At 37.3% G+C, this 23,305-nt stretch carries 20 protein-coding genes; 7 read left to right on the top strand and 13 right to left on the bottom strand.

The window, feature by feature from the left end:
- The first annotated feature begins 333 nt into the window (after positions 1 to 333).
- Positions 334 to 2,829 (top strand): GGDEF and EAL domain-containing protein, encoded by a 2,496-nt coding sequence (locus H4J73_RS07405; RefSeq protein WP_220460034.1) that lies wholly within the window; start codon positions 334 to 336, stop codon positions 2,827 to 2,829.
- Here the strand turns inward: H4J73_RS07405 and H4J73_RS07410 are convergent.
- On the bottom strand, positions 2,783 to 3,178 hold the full coding sequence (locus tag H4J73_RS07410) for an OmpA family protein (RefSeq protein ID WP_259366561.1): 396 nt from the start codon (positions 3,176 to 3,178) through the stop codon (positions 2,783 to 2,785). The genes H4J73_RS07405 and H4J73_RS07410 overlap by 47 nt on opposite strands.
- Before the next feature lie 1,172 nt (positions 3,179 to 4,350).
- Here H4J73_RS07410 and H4J73_RS07415 point away from each other — a divergent pair.
- Positions 4,351 to 5,124: a tRNA isopentenyl-2-thiomethyl-A-37 hydroxylase MiaE gene (locus H4J73_RS07415; RefSeq protein WP_182179639.1), complete on the top strand. Its 774-nt coding sequence runs from the start codon at positions 4,351 to 4,353 to the stop codon at positions 5,122 to 5,124.
- Positions 5,125 to 5,152: 28 nt separating this feature from the next.
- Here the strand turns inward: H4J73_RS07415 and H4J73_RS07420 are convergent, their stop codons facing one another.
- The 3 genes from H4J73_RS07420 to H4J73_RS07430 form a co-directional block, all read right to left on the bottom strand.
- Positions 5,153 to 5,281, bottom strand: coding sequence for a diguanylate cyclase domain-containing protein (locus H4J73_RS07420; RefSeq protein ID WP_182179649.1), 129 nt, complete (start codon positions 5,279 to 5,281; stop codon positions 5,153 to 5,155).
- Positions 5,282 to 5,596: 315 nt separating this feature from the next.
- Positions 5,597 to 6,352 carry a UDP-2,3-diacylglucosamine diphosphatase gene (locus tag H4J73_RS07425; protein WP_182179637.1) on the bottom strand — a complete coding sequence of 252 codons (756 nt, stop codon included), beginning with the start codon at positions 6,350 to 6,352 and terminating at the stop codon, positions 5,597 to 5,599.
- Positions 6,353 to 6,361: 9 nt separating this feature from the next.
- Complete coding sequence (locus H4J73_RS07430; protein WP_182179635.1) at positions 6,362 to 6,853, bottom strand: peptidylprolyl isomerase; 492 nt, start codon at positions 6,851 to 6,853, stop codon at positions 6,362 to 6,364.
- Positions 6,854 to 7,043: 190 nt separating this feature from the next.
- On the opposite strand from H4J73_RS07430, the gene cysS reads away from it, so the two are divergent.
- On the top strand, positions 7,044 to 8,429 hold the full coding sequence (gene cysS / locus H4J73_RS07435) for a cysteine--tRNA ligase (protein WP_182179633.1): 1,386 nt from the start codon (positions 7,044 to 7,046) through the stop codon (positions 8,427 to 8,429).
- Positions 8,430 to 8,574: 145 nt separating this feature from the next.
- Here the strand turns inward: cysS and H4J73_RS07440 are convergent, their stop codons facing one another.
- Positions 8,575 to 9,345 (bottom strand): ABC transporter substrate-binding protein, encoded by a 771-nt coding sequence (locus H4J73_RS07440; RefSeq protein WP_182179631.1) that lies wholly within the window; start codon positions 9,343 to 9,345, stop codon positions 8,575 to 8,577.
- A gap of 323 nt (positions 9,346 to 9,668) precedes the next feature.
- Between H4J73_RS07440 and H4J73_RS07445 the strand changes: the two genes are divergently transcribed.
- On the top strand, positions 9,669 to 10,259 hold the full coding sequence (locus H4J73_RS07445; protein ID WP_182179629.1) for a carboxymuconolactone decarboxylase family protein: 591 nt from the start codon (positions 9,669 to 9,671) through the stop codon (positions 10,257 to 10,259).
- Between the two features lie 354 nt (positions 10,260 to 10,613).
- On the opposite strand, the gene mltF is transcribed toward H4J73_RS07445, so the two are convergent.
- Entirely contained in the window at positions 10,614 to 12,044 is a 1,431-nt protein-coding gene (mltF, locus tag H4J73_RS07450; protein ID WP_182179627.1) for a membrane-bound lytic murein transglycosylase MltF, read from the bottom strand.
- 202 nt (positions 12,045 to 12,246) lie between these two features.
- On the opposite strand from mltF, the gene purL reads away from it, so the two are divergent.
- Together purL and H4J73_RS07460 are read left to right on the top strand one after the other, a co-directional pair.
- A complete protein-coding gene (gene purL, locus H4J73_RS07455) occupies positions 12,247 to 16,173 on the top strand; it encodes a phosphoribosylformylglycinamidine synthase (protein ID WP_182223210.1) in 3,927 nt (1,308 codons plus the stop codon).
- 193 nt (positions 16,174 to 16,366) lie between these two features.
- The gene (locus tag H4J73_RS07460) at positions 16,367 to 17,041 is read left to right on the top strand and encodes a nitroreductase family protein (protein WP_182179623.1); all 675 of its coding nucleotides are present in this window, start codon (positions 16,367 to 16,369) and stop codon (positions 17,039 to 17,041) included.
- A gap of 136 nt (positions 17,042 to 17,177) precedes the next feature.
- Here the strand turns inward: H4J73_RS07460 and H4J73_RS07465 are convergent, their stop codons facing one another.
- A complete protein-coding gene (locus H4J73_RS07465) occupies positions 17,178 to 18,395 on the bottom strand; it encodes a PDZ domain-containing protein (protein WP_182179621.1) in 1,218 nt (405 codons plus the stop codon).
- Between the two features lie 375 nt (positions 18,396 to 18,770).
- Between H4J73_RS07465 and H4J73_RS07470 the strand changes: the two genes are divergently transcribed.
- Positions 18,771 to 19,229, top strand: a complete 459-nt coding sequence (locus H4J73_RS07470; RefSeq protein ID WP_339379398.1) for a MarR family transcriptional regulator — start codon at positions 18,771 to 18,773, stop codon at positions 19,227 to 19,229.
- On the opposite strand, the gene H4J73_RS07475 is transcribed toward H4J73_RS07470, so the two are convergent.
- The 6 genes from H4J73_RS07475 to H4J73_RS07500 form a co-directional block, all read right to left on the bottom strand.
- The gene (locus H4J73_RS07475; RefSeq protein ID WP_182179619.1) at positions 19,226 to 19,834 is read right to left on the bottom strand and encodes a lytic transglycosylase domain-containing protein; all 609 of its coding nucleotides are present in this window, start codon (positions 19,832 to 19,834) and stop codon (positions 19,226 to 19,228) included. The genes H4J73_RS07470 and H4J73_RS07475 overlap by 4 nt on opposite strands.
- A gap of 42 nt (positions 19,835 to 19,876) precedes the next feature.
- Entirely contained in the window at positions 19,877 to 20,392 is a 516-nt protein-coding gene (gene tadA / locus H4J73_RS07480; protein WP_310649614.1) for a tRNA adenosine(34) deaminase TadA, read from the bottom strand.
- Positions 20,392 to 21,540 (bottom strand): radical SAM family heme chaperone HemW, encoded by a 1,149-nt coding sequence (gene hemW / locus H4J73_RS07485; RefSeq protein WP_182179617.1) that lies wholly within the window; start codon positions 21,538 to 21,540, stop codon positions 20,392 to 20,394. The genes tadA and hemW overlap by 1 nt, the downstream gene beginning before the upstream one ends.
- Complete coding sequence (locus H4J73_RS07490) at positions 21,540 to 22,133, bottom strand: XTP/dITP diphosphatase (protein ID WP_182179616.1); 594 nt, start codon at positions 22,131 to 22,133, stop codon at positions 21,540 to 21,542. The genes hemW and H4J73_RS07490 overlap by 1 nt, the downstream gene beginning before the upstream one ends.
- A gap of 87 nt (positions 22,134 to 22,220) precedes the next feature.
- Positions 22,221 to 22,661, bottom strand: coding sequence for a DUF4426 domain-containing protein (locus tag H4J73_RS07495; protein ID WP_182179614.1), 441 nt, complete (start codon positions 22,659 to 22,661; stop codon positions 22,221 to 22,223).
- Positions 22,662 to 22,755: 94 nt separating this feature from the next.
- Positions 22,756 to 23,304, bottom strand: coding sequence for a YggT family protein (locus tag H4J73_RS07500; protein ID WP_182179612.1), 549 nt, complete (start codon positions 23,302 to 23,304; stop codon positions 22,756 to 22,758).
- Between the last annotated feature and the right edge of the window lies 1 nt (position 23,305).

Here is a 23,305-nt window from a genome sequence, read left to right on the forward strand (position 1 = left end):
ATAAAAATAAAAATAAAAATAAAAATAAAAATAAAAATAAAAAGTATTAGCGATAGTAGTTACTGTTTGCAGAGCTACACCTCCGCAAGTAATAACAACGACGATTACTCTCCCTCAATAGGTTAAATAGTAATATGGTTAAATATACGGCAAGCTTAAAAGAAATTCATGATTTGAGAAGCTCTACAAGTATGAATAGACATCACTAGTGGAGTTATTGGACATCAAATGAGCTTGAAACCTTTTTTTAATTTCATAATCTCGTTCTTTTATCACCTAAATAAGACATTTTCTTCATAGTTTTTTATGGGAAGTACATTAAGGTTTTTTTACATGACATATGATTTACAACGAAAATTTGAAAACGAAAAAAAACAAAATAGACTGCTACTAGATATCATCAATGCTATTCCTGAGCCTGTTTTTGCAAAAGATTCTTATGGTAATTTTATTTTTGCTAATAAAACGCTTGCTGACTTTTATAATACAACATCACAAAAAATAATTGGCAAAGACGACTCTTATTTTACTGGTAATACAGAGCAGACCAATCAATTGTTAGAAAGTGTAAAAATCGTTATCAACAGTAAAAAAAATCAAGTTTTTTATGAAGATGCTACCGACATTAAAACAGGAGAAAATCATAATTTTCATTCTGTAAATGCGCCTTTCATTAACTGTAAAGGAGAAGAAAATGTCGTGATTATTGCAACTGATGTCACTGATATTATTGCCTTAAAAAATCAAGCAGAAAAAAATGAAAGAAGGCTAACTGCTGTTTTAGATATTTCGAGTGAAGGCCTGTGGGAATGGAATACTCAAACTAATGATGTATTCCACAATAAAAATTGGGAAATGATCACTGGTGTGGTTGATATCGAAAATTCGTTTGATGAATTTCAACATTGTATTTTTGAAGAGGATAAAGCTCAAGTAAATAGAGCACTGGACCGGTTACTCGAAGAAAACATACCCTATAGTCTTGAATATAGAATGGTACGCCCAAACGACGATAAACAAATCTGGATTTGGGACAGAGGTGTAGTGCTTGAACATAATGAGCAAGGTAAACCTTTGTGGGTAGTCGGTATAATTCAAGACATTACAGAGCAGAAAAATGCTAAAGAGAAATTAACACTAGCTGCGAGCGTATTTACACATGCTCGTGAAAGCATCGCTATCAGTGATGCTGCGGGTAAAGTACTTGATATGAATGAGACTTTTACTCATATAACAGGCTATAGCCGAGAAGAATGTATTGGTAAATTCATACAGAATTTTCATTTTGGACGCCAATCACTTGAGCTCGACGCTGATATGTGGAAAGCGCTAGTAATAGAAGGTTTCTGGTCTGGTGAAATATGGAGCCGTCGTAAAAATGGCGAAGTGTATGCGGAAATGAAAACTATCACTGCTGTACGTGATGAAAACGGTATCACTACTCATTATGTATCCTTGGGTAATGACATTACCCTAACAAAAAAACATCAAGAGCAACTAGAGCATATGGCTCACTACGATATACTTACTGATTTACCGAACCGTGCATTATTGGCAGACCGATTATCCCAAGCCATGTTGCAGTGCAGTCGTCAGAAACAGTCTATCGCTGTCGTATTCCTTGATTTAGATGGGTTCAAAGTAATCAATGATACTTATGGGCATAGTAGGGGTGATGAATTACTGATTGCACTATCAAAGCGTATGAAGGAAACGTTGCGTAAAGGTGATAGCTTAGCCCGCATTGGCGGTGATGAATTTGTAATAGTATTAGCTGGTTTAGCTGTAGTTGAAGATTGTTGGCCAATATTAGAGCGATTATTGCTTGCAGCGTCAGAGCCTGTAAAAGTCAATAATGTGGTCTTAAATGTATCAGCCAGTATTGGTGTCACCCTTTATCCGCAAGATAATGTTGATGCCGATTTACTCATCCGGCATGCCGACCAGGCCATGTATGCGGCTAAAGAATCAGGCAAAAATCGTTATCACCTATTTGATATGGCCCAAGATGACGCACATAAAGTACAATTGGAAAGCTTAGAAGCTATTCGTAGCGCATTAGATAATCATCAATTTTTATTCTATTACCAGCCTAAGGTTCATATGCGGACAGGGTCGGTAATAGGTGTTGAGGCATTAATTCGTTGGCAACATCCAGAACGTGGACTGTTAAATCCAATCGATTTTTTACCTGACATTCAAGATACCCCTATGATGATTGAGCTAGGTGAGTGGGTTATTAACTCTGCACTGTCACAAATCAGCCAATGGCAAGCAATGGGGATTAATCTCCCTTTAAGCATTAGCGTAAACATTGCAGCAGTTCAATTACAGGAATCCGATTTCACACAGAAACTAAAGACAATGCTAGCAGCGTATCCTGATGTTAAACCACACCATTTAGAACTAGAAATGCTGGAAACTAGCGCCTTAGAAGATGTACATCATGTCTCAACAACAATGAATGAGTGCATGGCGTTGGGAGTTAAATTTGCCTTAGATGATTTTGGCACAGGCTATTCGTCTCTTACTCATCTTAGGCGATTGCCTGCAAATTTAATTAAGATAGACCAGAGCTTTGTTCGAGATATGTTGATTGACGTGGATGATTTAGCCATTGTTGAAGGCGTGATAGCCTTAGCTAAATCATTTAAACGTAATGTGATTGCTGAAGGGGTGGAGACTATTGAACATGGTATCGCACTATTACAGCTTGGCTGTGAATTAGCCCAAGGTTATGGCATAGCCAGACCTATGCCTGCCAGTGATATTCCATCGTGGATTAAAAAATGGAAGCCCGATGTGAGTTGGTTGAACTATTACAAGTAACAGGCTGAGTTTCACCAAAACCAATCACTTCAATTCTCTCTATAATAACACCTGCATTATTAAGGTAGGTAAAAAAAGACTGAGTGCGGCGTTCTGATAAACTCTGGTTTAGTGCATCAGAGCCAGAGCTATCAGTATGACCCGCAACGACCATCAAGGTTTTGTTGAATTCTTGTAATATTAAAACAACCGAATCTAAAACAGATAAGAAACGTTGATCAATATTGGCATTACCTGAAGGAGATGTAATATTGCCAGGCATAGTTAAGTTGATGTTATAACCTTCACGTTCAACACTAACACCTGAACCACGTAGTTTTTTTCTCAATTTAGCTTCTTGTGTATCCATATAATAACCAATACCACCAATAATCTCAGCGTCGCAGCTTTCAACATTATACGATTACTTTTACCTATATTATCCTCATTTTTATTGACTAAATAGGCCGCTACAGCAGCAACACCTGCACTGATACCCGCACCTTTGGCGGTAATGGAAACTTTTACTCACCGTATATCGGTCAAAAGTAGCACAAGCGCTTAGGGCTAGAGAAGTTATTAGAGGAATAGTAAATTTTTTGATTTTGTTCCTTAGGAGAGTGATTTATTAGTTTATGCATTGAGTGTATTAAACTAGAAAGGTTATTTTTGGTAACAATGCGGTGATTATAAATGCCTCGGCTTGTATATCTCTAAGCGTATTCATCTGTGATCTATGAAGGAATTAGAATTGCTGAGTATATCTTAGGCCAACGTTTCGCTTCAATCTACTCTAATGTTGGAAGCAACTTAGTTGTAAGATTTATTTTTGTCGTTGGTTATCTGTTAAATTTAAGAAGTTTTGGCCATACAAAGTTTTTCAGTATAAATACTAATGTTAACAAAGTGGCATAATTAAGAGTTAAACCACGCTCAGTAATCGGTTATGATTTTAGTAATGAAAATGCATTAATCCGTATAGGGTATAAATTGCTCTGAACAAAGCAATATCAAAGCGCAATCAAAATTTTAGAGTGATCAATAAGAGAATTTCTCAACTACGCTAATGCTTATGACAGCTTAGCAGAAGCTTCTTACTTTAATTGAATCAGTCTGGTGTCGAAGATCGAAGGCACGATAAAGCTATAACCTATATATTTTAGAATAGGCCTATAACAGCTTAATTATTGTCCGTTGAATACTGATAAATTATTAGCGTCCATAAAACTTTCTACCATATAAAACACCTGATTCATCTATAGATAAAGTTCCTCCCGATATTTAAATTGATAGACTTCTCTTAGAGCTAATTAATAGGTGCCGTCTATACTATAAGCTTTATCCCGCATAAAAGTGTCCGCTTGGAGGGATGATTTTGATTCATAAAAACAGACTTCTTTGTAATAATAGCGTTTCAAGTAAGATCTAAGATATTTAATATTAATTGGAATTGAATATTATCCGCAAATAGCCCCGTAATTCTTAATCTGAATATGATAAAATAAAAATTACTCTAGTGTATATAGCGAAGAATTAGCGCAAATGTCGACTCAAGAATTATTAGCACCAATCATGTCATTCTTAAAGTGCGAAACACCACAAGCATGGCTTGATGAGGCAGTTAAGCCAGAAAATCTATCTATCCTCCTGATCGATCACCTCGTTTGTGAGCTAAAAGCTGCGCAGTCGGCAATGTTTTTGATCCGAAAATATGCCGTAGATAAAGAAAGTGGTGATGCACTATTAGCTTGGCTACAGCCTTTTGAGCAATTAATTTATAAAAGACAAGGCGATTGGCGCTCGTTACCTTCAAAAAACAAGTTAACTAAAGCAATATTACCTAAGTCAGGTTCAGCTCACGGACAAAGCCTTATTGACAAAATGGTCTTATTGATTAAAGAAGAGTTACACCATTTTTATCAAGTACTAGAGATAATGGATGAATACGCTGTTGAATATCAAAGTATTACGCCATGTCGGTATGCGAAAGGTTTACTTCGCCATGTAAAATCTTTTGAACCTGATGCGATGGTAGATAAGTTAATTATAGGGGCTTTTATTGAGGCAAGATCATGTGAACGTTTTGCTAAAATAGCACCACATGTTGATAAACGTCTTGGTGATTTCTATATTTCTTTATTGCGCTCTGAAGCTAGGCACTACCAAGACTATTTATCATTAGCGGCAGAGATAGCCGGAAAAGACATTTCTGAACGAGTAAAGTACTTTGCCGATATTGAAGCGGCATTAATTATTAGCCCTGACGAAGACTTCAAGTTTCACAGTGGTTTACTAACAAAAGCTGTTGAATTTTAGTAAGAATTTTCTGGCTGTTGTGTGGCAATCATACCGCCAAACCACAACAATTCTGCCCTGAATTTTTAGCTTTATATAACGCTTGGTCTGCATTATTAAATAATGTCGACCACGTCATATTACTTTGCAGTTCGGCAACACCAATAGATACTGTTATTGGCGGCTAATTGAACATCTATTTTACTATTGAGGGATAAATATTTCTTTCGTGAAATAATAATATGCCACAGCGTAATGACTAGATTTAGATGCAACAGTATGAAAAATAATTAATTTTTTTCTTCTTCAGAAATAATCATAGCATGATGAAAATTCTCTTGCATAATACGTCCTTTTATTATTTCTTACCTCATAACGTTAATTAACAGTAAACTCAATGTAAAAGTATATAGGAACAGGGGGGATAAATTTTTATTGACCAAGCTATAAGTGCTTTATATAAGTATCATTCAATTTAAAATAAACGTAATTTTTAGTCAGTTTTAAAGGCTTGTGAAAGTAATTCTATACTGTTTTCGGTTACTTTTAACCAAGCGCCTTGTTCATACCAGTCGCCTAGTACAATACGTTGAGCAGAAGCATTATTTGCTTGAATGTTATGGATGTTTGGACGATGGGTATGTCCGTGGATCATTAACTGACTCTTATATAACTCAAGTGCGTTTATAACTTCAGTTTCGGTAACGTCCATTATTTCTTGTGATTTCATTGCTGTTGCACTCGCACTTTTTATGCGATAGTTCTCTGCAATTTTTCGGCGTACAAATAAAGGTAAGTTTTTGATGATGGCTTGCCACCACCATGAACGTGACTTTTTTCTAAAGGCTTGATAGGCAATATCACGGGTACATAAGGTATCGCCGTGCATAATAACAACAGGTTTACCGTATAAATTAATAAGATCAATTTCAGGTAATAACTGCATACCACAGGCTTTAGCATATTTTTTACCAAGTAAAAAATCGCGATTACCATGAATATAGTAAATACGAGTACTTAGCTTACTTAATGTTTTTAAGGCGTTGGAAACGTCTATAACAAAAGGATTTGTATCATCATCGCCAATCCAGTATTCAAATAAATCACCTAATATGTAAAGCGTTTCGGCTTTAGGTGCATCATTTTTAAGGAATGACAAAAAACAGGCCGTGATATCAGGCCTATTTTGAGCTAAATGTAAGTCGGCAATAAAATAGGTTACCGACTCTTTTAATTCTCTACTAGTCACTGAATGAAATTAATCAATAATCGTAGATTCAATGATGATTTCTTCTTTTGGTACATCGTCATGACCGTGTAAACGGCCTGTATCAACTAATGTCATTTTATCAACAATGTCCATGCCTTCAACAACTTCAGCAAAAACACAGTAACCCCAACCTTGTACCGTTTCGCTTTTAAAATCTAAAAAGTCGTTGTCACTTAAGTTAATAAAGAATTGTGCAGAAGCGGAATGTGGCTCTTGTGTTCTTGCCATCGCTAAAGTGCCACGCTTATTGCTTAAGCCATTGTTCGCTTCGTTTTGAATGGTTTCACGAGAATCTTTTTCTTCTAAACCTGAAGCAAAACCACCACCCTGTGCCATAAACCCATTAATAACACGGTGAAAAATAGTGCCATTATAAAAGCCATCTTCAACATATTGTTGAAAGTTTTTTGCCGTAAGGGGTGCTTTATCAACGTTTAATAAAATTTTGATATCGCCTAAATTTGTTTTTAAAGTGATCATTTTATTTACTCTTCAATTTCGATGGGCGAATTGTAAACGAAAGCACAGAACTGTAAAGAAAACTTATGGATATTCTCATGTTAAATAATGACCCTAGCACTTTGTTCGGGTACAATTATCGAAAAATCGTTGATTTTTTATTAATGAATAATACCTTATATTTTAATCGTAAACGGAGCCAGAAAATCTTATGTTACAGATATACAATACATTAACCCGTCAGAAGGAAGTTTTTACCCCAATTGAAGCAGGTAAAGTCGGTTTGTATGTATGTGGTTGTACTGTTTACGATTTATGCCATATCGGTCATGGTCGAACCTATATTAGCTTTGACAATATCGCTAGATATTTACGATTTAGCGGTTATGACGTAAATTATGTTCGTAACATCACTGATGTTGAAGATAAAATAATTAAACGTGCACAAGAAAATAACGAAACACCCGATCAGCTTACCGAGCGAACTATTGCATTGATGCATGAAGATTTTGACGCATTGAATATACAGCGACCGGATCTTGAACCAAGAGTGACTACTCACATGGACGAAATAATTGCCATGATAGTTACCCTTGTAGAAAAAGATCATGCTTATGTTGCAGATAGTGGCGATGTGTTATTTGCCGTTTCTAGTTATGAAGACTATGGCAAACTTAGTGGACAAAATTTAGAGCAATTACAAGCAGGCTCTCGTGTTGAAGTTGACGAAAGTAAAAAGTCACCACTAGATTTTGTTTTATGGAAGTCAGCTAAACTGGGTGAGCCGAGTTGGGGATCACCATGGGGAGCAGGGCGCCCTGGTTGGCATATCGAATGTTCTGCTATGAGTGCGAAAGAGCTAGGTCGTCACTTCGATATTCATGGTGGTGGTTCAGATTTACAGTTTCCACATCATGAAAATGAAGTAGCACAAAGTTGCTGTGCACTTGACACGCCTTATGTTAACTATTGGATCCATACCGGTATGGTGCAAGTTGACCAAGAAAAAATGTCAAAATCACTTAATAACTTTTTCACTATTCGTGATGTGTTAACACAATATGATTCAGAAACCGTAAGGTTCTTTTTAACATCAGGACATTACCGTAGTCAGTTGAATTACTCTACTGATAATCTCGACCAAGCTCGTTCTGGCTTAGAGCGTATATATACTGCTTTGCGTGAGGTTGATGTACTTGCTGATTTTTCTTTAGATAAGAACGATGTTTATGTTAGCGCATTTATTAAAGTCATGAATGACGACTTTAATACGCCACAAGCTTTAGCGGTATTATTTGATTTAGCCAAAGAGTTAAATGTTGCTAAAAATACTGATAGTGACAGAGCCCCCTATTTAGCAGCAACACTCAAAGGGTTAGGTGATTTAATTGGTTTGTTACAATTACCTCCAGCAAGCTTTTTACAAGGTGAAGGTGACAATGATGAAGTTGCTGAAGTTGAGGCGTTAATTAAGCAACGTAATGATGCCAGAGTAAGTAAAAACTGGGCATCAGCTGATGAAGCTCGCGATAAGTTAGCGGTGATGAATATTATTGTTGAAGACAGTGCAGGCAAAACAACTTGGCGTAAAGGCTAATCAAAAGTTGTTAATACTTAATGCGAGTAACCCAAAACCTCATTTACAAATTTGTAACTGAGGTTTTTTAGTTTTAGTGGGAGTCTTTTTATCTAGGCGAGGGGATATTGGAGTCATAAAAAGGTGACAGTAGAATACAATAGGGTTATTTGTGGATGGCTGTCCAATGTGCAATGATTTTAGCTATTTCACCATTTTGTACTAATGTGGTGATGGCATCATTAATACGATTAAGTGTTTCAATGGTACACGACTGGCGACTTAACATAATATGAATAGTATCTTGATATATTTCCAAGGGATGTATTTCAAATTCACCTTGCAATGAGTACTTTTCAGAGAACGCTTTCATCGTCACCGGATCGACCAAAACCCCGTCAATATGACCTTTTAATAATAGCGCCACATTTTGTTCTAGGTCGATAACGTTATTAATATGGGCATGAAAGGCTTTTGTTGTAATTAGTTTTTGATATTCTTTACCGTAATAATAGCCACCCTCAACACCAATCATATAATCAGCACTAGAAAGATCGCTTAATTTTTTTAGCTTTATTTTCTGAGCCGTTCCTTTTTTAACAAAAAGGTTAACTTTCTCAAGTCTGTAAGGTATAGAAAAATATGCAGTTTGTTCGCGCTCAGCTGAATGAGAGGCACCCATTGCCATATCTATTTTACCAGTTTTTATATATTGTAAATGTCTTTTCCAAGGGATTTCTGTGAATGTTACTTTAAGGGTAGACTCTTTAATAATTGCATTGAAAATATCGAAATCTAAACCCACAAGTTCTTGTTGCTTATTATGATACTGGTATGGATACCACAATTCCCACCCTACCGCATAATCTCTTGATGGGGCTTCATTAGCTGAACCATGAAAAGTTAATACAAGAGCAAAAATTAAATATTTTTTCATATCTCATCTCCTTGGTTAAATTAGTGAGAGGACTTACTTTAAATGCTACCGCTGAATTTGTCGATTAAAGCTTTTATAGGACAATCTAGAGTGGCTTTCGTTGCTTTGAACCTATTATCTTCTTACCTTGGCATCAGTCTTATTTAAAAGTAAAAAACAGTCAATCACTCTAACTTTGATTAAGTGTAATCGTGTTATTTGTATTTGGCTATTTTTATTGAAAGTAACAGATGTTAATGATTAAAAACTGAAAAGCAACAATGTTGCATTTACAATATCGTTGCTTTATATTCATGTTTATAGATCAATACTCGGAGAGCGTTATGGCGTTAGTTGCCCCACTTGATAAAGATGAAAATGAAGAAGTTTCTGAACTTACCCGTTTCTTTAATGAAACATTAGGGTTTTGCCCAAATAGTGTGTTGACGATGCAACGACGCCCAGCTATTGCTAAGGCTTTTATAAATTTGAATATGGCTGTTATGGCAAATGAAGGCACAGTAACGGCTGAGCAAAAACGCTTAATAGGTTATATAACAAGTGCTAACACAGGCTGTCGCTATTGCGAAGCTCATACTATCTTAGCTGCTGAACGTTATGGAGGCACTGATGAACGACTCGCTAATATTTGGTCTTTTAGAGAAAGTGATCGCTATAGTGCGGGTGAAAAGGCAGCTTTTGAATTTGCACTCGCCGCTTCAAGTGTACCAAATGCTGTTGACGATAATATTTCCACTGAATTATATAAACATTGGGATGATGGAGAAATTGTAGAAATACTGGGCGTTATTTCCTTATTTGGCTATTTGAATCGTTGGAATGATTCTATGGGAACTACGATGGAAACAGGTGCTGTTAACGCTGGCGAACGATTATTGTTAGGGTCAAATTGGACTCAAGGTAAGCATAAATAAAGGCATCAATTAAAGAACCAATAAACGATATGTTATTGGTTTTCAATTAAAAATTGCCCTAATCGACGGGTGTTGATTTTGTGCTTTTGGCGTTGTATCTGTCTTTTTCTATGTGTGCTTTGCACTTGTCGTCTAATGCGATTGTTCATTATTATTTCTCATTAATTATTGAAATTCTGTCAAACAGGTTTATTGTTCCAGAGTAATTCTAAGTACGTACATACACGTAAATAAGTTCAGAATTACCCTACTAGGTTTAAGTATCCTTGCACAATATGTCATTTTGATGACAATCAACAATTATGAGTACATTGATGAGTTTTCAAAATAACGCCGTCCAAATAAAGGCAAGCGCTATTGTGTGATAATAACTGTTTTATCTTTAATAGGTTGAGGGATAGCATTTTCTTTTGACTTATTGTCCATCCAAGTCAACGTGTCGTAATAACGTCTTATGTTTTCAACATAGTTTACGGCTTCGTCACCGCGAGCATAACCATACTTGGTTGGTTTGTAGTATTTTTTCTGCTTAAGTAAAGGTAAACGATCTTTAACCTCTACCCAGCGATCTGGGTCTCCGCCTTGTTTTTGTGTTATCTTTCGTGCGTCATTTAAATGGCCTAAGCCAATGTTATATGAAGCGAGCGCAAACCATAATCTGTCAGGTGAAGGGACTCTGTCAGGCATTCTATCGATCATTTGTTTAAAGTATTTAGCGCCACCACGAATGCTCTGTTCAGCATCTAAACGACTTTTAATCCCCATTTGTTTTGCGGTTGGCAAGGTTAGCATCATCATGCCGCGTACGCCTGTATAAGAACGCGCATGCGGTTCCCAGTGGGATTCTTGATAACTAATAGCAGCGAGTAAACGCCAATCAAGTTCCTGACTATATTTCTCAAATAATGGCCGGTACTGAGGCAGTTTACCTTCAACGGCTTTAATAAACATACGAGTGTCAACATAGTTGAATTCTTCAACATGACCGTAGTATTTGTCATCGAGGGCTAATAATGTTCCGTCGTGATGAACTCTGCCAAAAAACTCAACAAGGCTGGCATAAATTGACTGGTCATTATTTTTTTTAACAGCCCAAGCTAAAGGCTGAGGTTTTTTAATGGTAAAGCCAATACTGATTTCAGGATAATAGCGGCGATTAACTGCAAGGGTATTACTGTCGATAACGGTGTAGTCAATTTCTTCTGACAATACTTTAAGTAAGAGTTCTTCGCTATCAAATTCATCACTTACTCGCCAAGTTAACTCTTGGTGGCTGTTTTTTAATTGGGTGAGGTTTTCATCATGACTCGAATGAGCCATGATGAGTAAGTTGCCTGTTAAGTCTTCAATATCACGAGGTCTAATTTTCCCTTGCTTAAACACCAGTTTCTGGCTGATATTGTCGTAGCTTGGTGAAAAATCATATTGTTGACGCCTTTTTTCGGTAACGGCTAAACCCGCGGCTAGAATATCCACTTGGCCACTGTCTAATTTGTCAAAAAGCTCTTCAAGGCTGTAACTAGGGACTACTTTTAAGTCAACACCTAATGAGTCAGCATAATTTTTAACTAATTCATACTCAAAACCAGCAGCGTCTTCAGCTTCCAAGTAATAACTGGTTAAGCCGTAAATAGTACCGACGTTAATATAGCCACGCTCAATGATGCGCTGCAAACTGGCATTTTTTTCTGTGGGCTGGCAGCCTAATAGTAAAAAAGCAGTCAAGAATAATATACTTACAAACGTGCTGATTTTTTTAACTATTTTAAAATTTAAGTTAATCATATAGGGTTATTGTGGCGTGATTCCTTCTTTATTCAAAGCACTTTTTATCAATAATGAAGATTAACTTTTTAAGTTAATCTTTTAAGGCTTATCAAAACCCTTTATATCTATTATAATATGCGCGATTTTTCTTCCATTATTTTAACTGCGAAAACGCAACTAAAATAAAACTAAACTGGTGATTACGTTTATGACGATGTTGATGAAAACCCTTCGCGGCGCTCCGGCACTTTCAGACTTTAGAGTTAAAAAATTATTAGCTCAATGTGCTGAATTAAAACTTCCTATAACAGATATTTATGCTGAATTTACGCACTTTGTGCATATTTCAGCTGATCTTAACGACGAAGAGTTTCAAGTTTTACAGCAACTTCTTAAGTATGGACCAAACATTGAAGAACACGAACCGGTAGGTCAATTCTTATTAGTGACTCCGCGCCCTGGCACTATTTCGCCTTGGTCTTCAAAATCAACTGACATCGCTCATAACTGTGGGTTAACTAAAGTTAACCGTTTAGAACGTGGTATCGCTTATTACATTTCTGGTGAATCTTTGAATGAGCAACAGCAAGCTCAGTTTGATCATTTGATTTCAGATCGCATGATGGAAGTTATATTTACCAAAATGGCACAAGCAACGTCACTTTTTGCGACCGCAGAGCCAGGTGAGTTAACCGCCATTGATATTGAAAAGGGTGGAAAAAATGCCTTAGTTAAGGCGAATATAGAATTAGGTTTAGCTTTAGCGGAAGATGAAGTAAATTACTTATTTGAAAATTTTACCAAATTAGGTCGTAACCCACACGACATCGAACTTTACATGTTCGCGCAAGCAAACTCAGAGCATTGTCGCCATAAAATATTTAATGCTGACTGGACCATAGATGGTGTAAAACAGCCAAAATCATTATTTAAAATGATCCGTAATACCCATGAAATTAATCCTGACTTTGTTTTAAGTGCTTACAAAGATAATGCAGCAGTTATGGTCGGTAATAAGGGCGGACGTTTTTTCCCTAATCCTCAAACGAATGTTTACGGTTACCACCATGAAGACATACAAATCTTAATGAAGGTTGAAACACACAATCATCCCACCGCTATTTCTCCATACCCTGGCGCAGCAACAGGCTCAGGTGGTGAAATTCGTGACGAGGGTGCAACAGGTATTGGCTCTAAACCCAAAGCAGGTTTAGTCGGTTTTTCAGTATCCAACTTACGCATTCCTAATTTCGAACAGCCATGGGAAACTAATTTTGGCAAGCCAGGTCGTATTGTTTCAGCGCTTGATATTATGATGGAAGGTCCTTTAGGTGGCGCGGCTTTTAACAATGAATTTGGTCGTCCAGCAATTCTAGGTTATTTCCGTACTTACGAAGAAGAAGTTAACTCGTTTAACGGTGTTGAAGTACGTGGTTACCACAAGCCAATTATGCTTGCTGGTGGCTTAGGTAATATTCGTGATGAACATGTACAAAAGCGTGAAATTATCGTTGGCGCTCATTTAATCGCACTTGGCGGTCCCGCCATGAATATTGGTCTAGGTGGTGGTGCAGCATCATCAATGGCCTCTGGTCAATCAGCCGAGAATTTAGATTTTGCTTCTGTGCAACGTGAAAACCCTGAAATGGAACGTCGTTGTCAAGAAGTTATCGATAAGTGTTGGCAGTTGGGAGAAGAGAATCCAATCGCTTTCATTCATGATGTCGGTGCTGGCGGTTTATCAAATGCTTTCCCTGAGTTAGTTGCTGATGGCGGCCGTGGTGGTGTTTTTGAACTTCGCAATGTTCCAAATGATGAACGCAGTATGGCACCTCATGAAATTTGGTGTAACGAATCTCAAGAACGTTATGTTATTGCCGTATCAGACAAAAATTTAGCGACCTTTGAAAAAATATGTCACCGTGAACGCGCACCATTTTCTGTTGTTGGTCGTGCGACAGAAGAAGCACATTTAACTGTGACTGATGCTCATTTTACCGGTAATGATAAATTAGCTACACCTATTGATTTACCACTTGATGTTTTATTAGGTAAAACACCTAAAATATTTAAAGATGTATTAACGGCAAAAGCCGGTGGAGATGAATTTTCTTTAACGGATATCACCTTAGCTGATGCTGCTGACCGTATTTTGTCGTTGCCGACAGTTGCAGAAAAAACCTTTCTTATTACCATTGGCGATCGCTCGGTAACGGGTATGGTTAATCGCGACCAAATGGTTGGTCCTTGGCAAGTGCCTGTTGCCGATTGTGGTGTTACCGCCTCTGCGCTTGACTCTTATCACGGCGAAGCCATGTCTTTGGGTGAGCGCACTCCCGTGGCTTTATTAAACTTTGGCGCTTCTGCTCGTTTAGCGGTCGCTGAGTCACTAACTAATATTGCCGGAACAGATATTGGCGATTTAAACCGGATCAAATTGTCTGCGAATTGGATGTCGCCAGCAGGACACCCGGGCGAAGATGCAGGTTTATATGAAGCCGTTAAAGCTATTGGCGAAGAGCTTTGTCCAGCATTAGGGTTAACTATCCCAGTGGGTAAAGATTCAATGTCGATGAAAACTAAGTGGGAAGATAAGGGCGAAGAAAAATCAGTCACATCTCCTATGTCATTAATTATCACCGCTTTTGGTGTTGTTGAAGATATTCGTAAAACGGTTACGCCTGAATTAAGAATAGACCAAGGCGACACTCGACTTGTTGCTATTGATTTATCAAAAGGTAAAAAGCGCTTAGGTGGCTCATGTTTAGCACAGGTTTATAAGCACTTAGGTAAAGAAACACCCGATGTAGATAGCCCGGAAACATTAAAAGGTTTCTTCAACGCCATGCAAACATTAGTTCGTGATGAAAAGCTTATTGCTTATCATGATATCTCTGATGGCGGATTATTCACCACTGTCGTTGAAATGGCTTTTGCTGGTCATACCGGTGTAGATATTGATTTAACAGCATTAAACTCAGTCTCAGGTAATGACATTGACGTATTATTTAACGAAGAGCTTGGCGCTGTTATTCAAATTCGTGAAAGTGATGTTGCTGCAATAGACGCAATTTTAGCTGAACATGGTATTGCAGATTGTTGTACTGATATTGGTCGTATTAATAACGAAGATACACTCCGATTTAGCCGTGATGGTAAGGTAGTACTTGAAAATTCACGTACTTATTATCGTACTGTATGGGCACAAACGACCTATAGAATGCAGTCACTGCGTGATAACCCAGAATGTGCTCAACAAGAACATGACGTTAAATATGATACTGAAGACCCAGGATTACATGCTGAGCTTACTTTTGATATCAATGAAGATATTGTCGCTCAGTTAATCGCACAAGATGCACTTAAAGGTTCGAATCCAAAAATTGCAATATTGCGTGAGCAGGGCGTAAACTCTCATGTTGAAATGGCGGCCGCTTTTGACCGAGCTGGCTTTATTGCTGTTGACGTACATATGTCTGATATTTTATCTGGCCGAGCTAATTTAGCTGATTTTAACGGTTTAGTCGCTTGTGGTGGTTTCTCTTACGGAGACGTCTTAGGTGCTGGCGAAGGTTGGGCAAAATCCATATTATTTAACAAAGATGCTAAAGCCATGTTCAAAGCTTTCTTTGAACGCCAAGACACCTTCACTTTAGGTGTTTGTAATGGTTGTCAGATGTTATCTAATCTGAAAGAAATTATTCCTGGCGCTCAAGCGTGGCCACATTTTGTACAAAATAAATCTGAACGTTTTGAAGCACGTTTCTCATTAGTTGAAATACAAGAAAGTCCGTCAGTATTATTTAAAGGTATGGCAGGTTCTCGTATGCCTATTGCTGTTTCTCATGGTGAAGGTCATGCAGAATTTAGTTCAGAAGATGCTATCGGTGCTGTTAATGATTCAGGTACTGTTTCAATGCGTTATGTTGATAATTATGGTCAAATCACTGAAACGTATCCAGCTAACCCTAATGGCTCGCCTGACGGTATTACGGCGCTAACAACAACGGATGGTCGTGTTACTATTATGATGCCGCATCCTGAACGTGTATTTAGAACCGTCGCTAACTCATGGCATCCAGACGAATGGCAAGAAGATTCTCCTTGGGTACGCATGTTCCGTAATGCGCGTGCGTTTATCGGCTAATTAGCCATAGGCCTACCTTGTTTAAAAAAGACGCTTCGGCGTCTTTTTTGATCGCAAGTAAAAGTAATATCAGTAAAGTGTATGAAGTTAATGTTTATATTTTATATAACACTGTAAAGATATTGCACTTGCAATATCTTTACAGTGTTATATCCTGCTCTTTATGAGTAGTAAATATACAGGATAAAATGCGATGCAAGATCATGACTCAAGCCCTTTGAGCGATTACATTGAGTACCCACAAGACGAAATGCTATTACGCTCGAAAAACTTCTATTTAGATATAAAGCGCCGACACAGTATTCGTAGCTTTAGCGATCGCCCTGTGCCTAAAGAGATTATAGAAAATTGTATTAAAGCTGCTGCAACTGCGCCAAGCGGCGCTAATCACCAACCTTGGCACTTTGTCGCCGTACATAGCCGCGATATAAAAAAGCAAATTAGAGAGCAAGCTGAATTTCATGAGCGAGGCTTTTATGAAGGTCGAGCAGGTGAAGAGTGGTTAGGCGCTTTAAAAGCATTAGGCACTGACGCTAATAAGCCATATTTAGAGCATGCCCCATGGCTGATTGCTATTTTTAGCCAAAAGAAAGGGGGAATTAGTACAGAAGATAAAAATACTAATTATTATGTGCATGAATCAGTGGGTATAGCGACAGGTTTTTTAATTAATGCGCTACATACCTCTGGGCTTGTAACACTAACGCATACTCCAAAGCCGATGTCTTTTTTAAGTAAAGTCTGTGGAAGGCCAGAGAATGATCGGGCTTACATGTTACTTATTACCGGCTATCCAAACGAAGATGCAACAGTACCTCATCATGCTCAAATTAAAAAACCACTCGATGAAATTGCTACTTTTTTGTAGAACCCTCCAATAACAATGCTATCTTTAACACAAAAAATGATAACGTGTTAAATCATGAGATAATAAGAAGTCAGAAAGCAGGAGGATTTATTACTCTAACTTCTGACTGAATTATTTATGTTACTCCCCTTAAATATTAGCCACGAGGTGATTTCATGTTAGGATTAATGTAACCACTACTTCTTTTTCTTTTATTTCTCGTTTCATCATAATCATCATCTTTTTTTAAACTTTCAGCGAACATTGTTTTTTGTGCTTGTCCAACTGAAGCTAAGTTAACTTCTAAATGAAATGATGGGCGTTCTATAACGATAATTTTATTATCTTCTCCCATTTTTTTATAGTGGCTGTTTATCGCCAGTAAGAGCTGGTCAAATTGAAACGTTAAGGAAGCAGATAAGTTACTTTGATTGGTAATACCACTTTTAGTTGTTTTCTCAACTGTGTAATAGGCTTCTGGCACAACAACAGGAATATAATCACCGGATAACGTTACAGACTTTCCATTTCTAATGACTTCAATAACTATTTTTTCACCGAACGCTCTACTTATTAAATAAGCGTTTATCGCTTGAGAAGGCGTATTATTCGACGTACTAGGTTCGCTTCCGCCAATCTTTGTAATTAAGTCACCTTTTACCAAGCCTAATTCAGCAGCTAAAGTATTTGGAATTATTCTGTTTACTTGAAGCTTACCTTCGACAAACTCTTGGGCTAATGCCGTACCAAAATAGCCATTTAATTTACGTGAGACAACATTCGTATCATCACGTTTGTCAGCTGTTTTTTTGTGGTGTGAAGAAATATTTTTCATCACTAAGCCAAGTAATTTTTCGATTGCCGGGGGAAGTTCATCTGCTGAAAGCTTTGGCACATCAATTTTAGCATCCGCAATGTACTTGCCAGAGCAAGACTTACTTTCTTGATTTTTTACTTCAACAATAGAACCTGCAATAGTTTCCATAGGCACTAACTGATAATGCTGATTTTTTTTAACCTCAATATTTACTGTTTTTTGTATGGGGGTTGGCGGGTTTGTTACACTTCGTCCTCTGCGAAGGTTTTTCTGGTAAGTGCTAAACTCACTTTTATCCCATTGGTTTAATATTAAAGTATGCATGCCAGGTGCGAGAAGGTATTTGTGCTCACCTTTTAATATTTTTTGATATTTTTTAGGTTGTGGGATTGCTACACCGTTACTCCCCAACAATTCTAAAATAACTTTATTACCATTAACTTTACCTGTATCGAAAGTAACCGATGCACATTCCGAAGCGTTTACCGTTTGTGCCAAGAGTATGATGGGTAATGTAGCCATTGCAGTGACTAGCTTTAAGAGACCTTTATTACGCATTTTTATTATTCTCTTTGTTAATATTTAAAAATTAAAAATAAGTAAAACACTTATAATTAAGCCTTTTTAGATTTTAACCTATATCACAAAATTGTAAAGATGATGCTAACAGACACCTGATTTAGTAAAATTAATTAAGACTTTTTTTTTAGAATAACTTTTTATACTCAATTTTGTGACGTGTTATTTATTTAAAATTAATGATAAAATAGCAAAAATAGGCTCTATTCACTAGGTATTATCATCACTAAATCGGCCAGAAATAAAGCGTTTACGTTAACGCAAGAAATAGCTGAACCATTAGATTTAACGTCACATTTACCGTTTAGAGTCGCCGTAGTCAGTAATTTACTTGCCTTAAATCGAGATTGGAAAATTCGTGAACTCTGCGATTTAGAACCACGAGAAATGCGAGTCTTATTAAATATTGGCTCGTATATGCCGATTAAGTCTGCAGATATTGCCTACCAATCGCGTATCGATTCTTATAATGTTAGCCGAGCGGTAAAAGCATTAGATAATAAAAATTTAATCGATATCCGCCGCGATAAAAAAAGCAAAAACATTAAGATATTAGCCCTAAATGAGCAAGGAAAAGCATTATATCAAGCATTAACTTCAGCTATGGAGCTACGTTCAAAAGAGCTTGAAAGTGTATTAACTGATGATGAAACCACTGCTTTTTATAATGCACTGAGTAAAATTGAAGATAAAGCTGAACAATTATTAGCAAAACAAGCGTTAAACAAAATAGCACAAGGCGAAGATGCTCCTAGCGACCAAAAAGAACTTATTCGTTGGTACAAAAAAGGCCAATGTAGCGACGCGCGTTAAATGTTAGATAAATAACGCTGATGTAAAATTTTTACGCGTTCAACATACTTTTGAGTTTCGGGATAAGGCGGTACACCTTTATACTTCTTAACCGCACCTTCGCCAGCGTTGTAGGCAGCTGAAACTAACGTGATATTTCCACCATACTTTCTGATCAATCGTGCTAAATGTTTACTTCCTGCGCGAATATTTTGTTGGGCATTGAATGAATTTTTTATCCCTAATTCTTTTGCTGTTGCGGGCATTAATTGCATTAACCCTTGTGCACCTGTTTTAGATAATGCTCGAGGGTCAAAGTGTGACTCGGCATGAATAACAGCGCGAATAAGAGCGGGATCTATGTTATAACGTTGTGCTTGTTGATTAATCGTTGATGTAAAGTGAGCGGTGAATAATTGTGTGTTATGCCAATTAACCATTGAATTTAGTTTGCAGGCAAAGCAACTTATGCGAATTTCCTGGTAAGTAGACGTGCTGGGGGGAATGTCAGAAAAAGAACTGATCCCTTTTAATGATTTGTACTGGTATATTTTTACATGGCCGTCGGCGAATACATAATGAGTAAAGCAAAGTAATAGCAAAAAAGTGCAATAATATAATTTCAATTAAACGCTCTACAAGGGTGAACAACAATATGAGTATAGCGTTTATTTTTGCGCTAATTTCATCTTTTGTTTGAGTACTTTTTTCTCAGCCCTGCGGCGTTTAAAAAAAGTAGAAAGTAGCTGACTACATTCTTCAGCCATAACACCAGAAGACAATTCAATTTGGTGGTTATGCTTCTCATCACAAAGTAAATTAAATGCGCTGCCTGCTGCACCCGTTTTTAGATCTGTCGTGGCGTAAACAACGCGTTTAATGCGGCTATGTACCAATAAACCAGCACACATAGGGCAAGGCTCTAACGTTACATAAAGGGTACAGTCAAGCAGGCGGTAGTTTTGTAAAACTGAACCTGCATGGCGAATAGCCACCATTTCAGCATGCGCCGAAGGGTCGTTTAGCGTAATAGACTGATTATAACCCTCACTGATTATTTTATTATGAGCGACAACAACTGCGCCTACGGGAATTTCGTCAATAGCCTCAGCTTGTTCAGCAAGCTCAAAAGCGCGTTGCATAAACGTTTGGTCGAGTGCTTGTTGCTCTTCACTAACGGTCACTATAAAAACATCTCAAGTAAGTCATTTAAATAACGGTGACCTAATTTACTGACTTGCCATGTGCCATTGGTATTCTCTAGCATTAATTGCTTTTGTTTAGCGATTTGCAATGTTGGCAAGACAGTATCAATTGATAAGCCTGTTCTTTGTTGGTATTGAGTTAAGCAAAAACTTTCATGTAAGCGCAGTCTATTCATCATATATTCAAACGGTAACTCTTGTGCACTGACTTCAACTAAATGGTCGAGATGTGGGCGGCTTTCGTCTAAGTAGCCTTTAGGGTGTTTTACTTTTATAGTACGAAAAATTTTATTCGTAACTGGGTCGGTTATCTTGCCATGAGAGCCACAACCAATGCCAAGGTAGTCACCAAATTGCCAATAATTGATATTATGCTGACATTCAAAACCAGGTTTACTGTAGGCCGATATTTCGTATTGCTGATAACCTGCCGCTGCTAATAATGCGATGCCTTGGTCTTGAATATCCCATAGCACTTCATCTTCTGGTAATTTTGGCGGCCTAGAATGAAAAGCGGTATTAGGTTCTATGGTTAACTGGTACCAAGACAAATGTGTTGGGTTAAGTGAAATAGCCGTGGTTAAATCATCAAGGGCATTAGCGATATTTTGTTGGGGTAAGCCATGCATCAAATCAAGATTAAAGGTTTTTATACCAGATGAATAGGCAAGCTCTGCTGCTTTTTTAGCTTGATTACTATCATGAATGCGGCCGAGTTTGATGAGTTTGTCAGATTCAAAACTTTGCACACCTATTGAAAGCCTTGAGACACCACCATTAAAAAAGCCTATAAATTTTTCAGCTTCAACCGTGCCAGGGTTAGCTTCTAATGTTATTTCAATATCGTCTTTATATTCGAAACGTTCAAGTACTTGGGTCAATAAACGCTCAATTGCTTGTGCTGAAAATAAACTGGGTGTACCACCACCGATAAAAATGGTGTGCAGTGGGCGATCACTCAACGAAAACTTGGTAATGTCTGCATCTAAATCTTCAATTAAGTGCTTTACATATTCTTCTTCTGGAACCGCTGATTTCAATGCATGCGAGTTAAAGTCACAATAGGGACATTTTTCCACACACCAAGGTATATGAATATATAAAGATAGGGGTGGCGCTTGTAACATTATTTAACACCAAAATGTTGAACAAGTTTAGCTAAGGCTTGGCCGCGATGGCTTAAGCTGTTTTTTAGATCTCGGGGCAATTGTGCTGATGTTTTTTGCTGGGCTTCCTGCCAAAAAATAGGATCGTAACCAAAACCTTGCTCACCTAATTTTTCACGGGTAATACTGCCTTCCCACACACCATGACAGATAATGGGAGTAGGATCATTTTCATGGCTCATATAAACCAACACACAATGAAAACGCGCAGTACGTGCTTCATCAGGTGTGCTTTCTAATGCTTTTAATAGTTTGTTGGTATTATCGCTATCATTAGCATTTTCTCCAGCATAACGCGCTGAATAAACACCGGGCGCGCCATTTAATGCATCAACTTCTAATCCTGAGTCATCAGCAATTGCCGGTAGACCGGTAATTTTTGCGGCATGACGAGCTTTAATAATGGCATTTTCAACAAAAGTTGTTCCTGTTTCTGCAACTTCACTGACATTAAATTCACTTTGCGGTTTTATTTCAATGTTATGCACGGCTAATAAGTGGCTAAGTTCTTTTACTTTACCTGGGTTGCCTGTGGCTAATACTATGGTCGACATTTTTTACCTTGAAGGTTTAGAGATGAAAAAATAAAATCAGGTCAAAAGCCTGATTTTATCAATTAATAACTTGTATGGTGATTGGGGTTAATCAACATAAAATTTCTGTTTAAACTTAAGCTGATGAGTTTCTTTGCCGTCACTAATCGTAATATCAAAATAGAAGGTTTCTTCGTTAGTGTAATTAACTTGTGCTAAATAATAAATAGCATCACCTTCTTTTACTTCGTCAAACTCAAGGGTTTTAATTTGGCCAATATCATTTCTTGCTTTGCCTTGAATTGAAACTGCTTTTGCAGGTCTAGACTCTTCAGAGTCGTCTAACACGGAGATATTAATTAAACCGTTAAAACGACTACGTTCAATGTTATAAGCTTTTGCTATCTTAGGTGTTAAAAACGTGGCATTTATCGCCATATAGTGAACTTGCATCGACCCCATTTTCTTTACGTTCTCAGCAAAAACGTTACTGATCAGGGTTAATGAAACTAAAATAATAAATAAACAGGTTTGTAAGATATTTTTCATAATGAGTGCCTTTTTTATTTTAATGATAGATACAGCTAATAAGACAGGCTTTATAGAAAGTGATGATAAAACCTGTCTACTTACTTATTATCTATTATAGCACTGCCCAACCAGGTACTGAGCCTGATAAGAAAATATTAATCACGTTGAGTAATAAAAAAGCAATAAGTACAGACAAATCTAAACCACCAATACTCGGTACGATACGCTTTATTGGTTTTAGAAACGGTTCTGTTAATTGCTGAAATATTGCTTGAGTAGGGTTGTAACCTTGAACGACCCAACTCATTAAAGCCATTACTAGCATCAGCATAAACAATAATATACCTGTTTGTTTAATTAAGTAGATAAGGCCTAAGTAAAGTGCTGAGATAATATTAATATCAGCGCCATTAATTAATGGAATAAGAATAAACTTCAAAGATGCTACGATAAACGCTAGTAGCACTGTTGGAACATCAATGCCACCAAAACCGGGAATAACACGACGAAGAGGAATAACGACTGGATTAGTCACTTTTACAATAAACTGGCTGAACGGGTTGTAAAAATCGGCGCGCACCAATTGTAACCACACACGTAATACTAACAACATTAATAATGCGTCAAAGGCAAAACTCAGCAAATAATTAATGGCTTCCATC

Origin of the sequence: Colwellia sp. MB3u-41 (assembly GCF_014076845.1) — a bacterium.
GTDB lineage: Bacteria > Pseudomonadota > Gammaproteobacteria > Enterobacterales > Alteromonadaceae > Colwellia_A.

Coding starts and splice junctions, on each gene's coding strand:
- H4J73_RS07465 (WP_182179621.1), bottom strand. CDS start 18,395: ATGCGTAATAAAGGTCTCTTAAAGCTAGTCACTGCAATGGCTACATTA.
- H4J73_RS07410 (WP_259366561.1), bottom strand. CDS start 3,178: ATGGATACACAAGAAGCTAAATTGAGAAAAAAACTACGTGGTTCAGGT.
- hemW (WP_182179617.1), bottom strand. CDS start 21,540: ATGTTACAAGCGCCACCCCTATCTTTATATATTCATATACCTTGGTGT.
- cysS (WP_182179633.1), top strand. CDS start 7,044: ATGTTACAGATATACAATACATTAACCCGTCAGAAGGAAGTTTTTACC.
- H4J73_RS07460 (WP_182179623.1), top strand. CDS start 16,367: ATGCAAGATCATGACTCAAGCCCTTTGAGCGATTACATTGAGTACCCA.
- H4J73_RS07440 (WP_182179631.1), bottom strand. CDS start 9,345: ATGAAAAAATATTTAATTTTTGCTCTTGTATTAACTTTTCATGGTTCA.
- purL (WP_182223210.1), top strand. CDS start 12,247: ATGAAAACCCTTCGCGGCGCTCCGGCACTTTCAGACTTTAGAGTTAAA.
- H4J73_RS07430 (WP_182179635.1), bottom strand. CDS start 6,853: ATGATCACTTTAAAAACAAATTTAGGCGATATCAAAATTTTATTAAAC.
- H4J73_RS07490 (WP_182179616.1), bottom strand. CDS start 22,133: ATGTCGACCATAGTATTAGCCACAGGCAACCCAGGTAAAGTAAAAGAA.
- H4J73_RS07500 (WP_182179612.1), bottom strand. CDS start 23,304: ATGGAAGCCATTAATTATTTGCTGAGTTTTGCCTTTGACGCATTATTA.
- H4J73_RS07495 (WP_182179614.1), bottom strand. CDS start 22,661: ATGAAAAATATCTTACAAACCTGTTTATTTATTATTTTAGTTTCATTA.
- H4J73_RS07415 (WP_182179639.1), top strand. CDS start 4,351: ATGTCGACTCAAGAATTATTAGCACCAATCATGTCATTCTTAAAGTGC.
- H4J73_RS07445 (WP_182179629.1), top strand. CDS start 9,669: ATGGCGTTAGTTGCCCCACTTGATAAAGATGAAAATGAAGAAGTTTCT.
- mltF (WP_182179627.1), bottom strand. CDS start 12,044: ATGATTAACTTAAATTTTAAAATAGTTAAAAAAATCAGCACGTTTGTA.
- H4J73_RS07405 (WP_220460034.1), top strand. CDS start 334: ATGACATATGATTTACAACGAAAATTTGAAAACGAAAAAAAACAAAAT.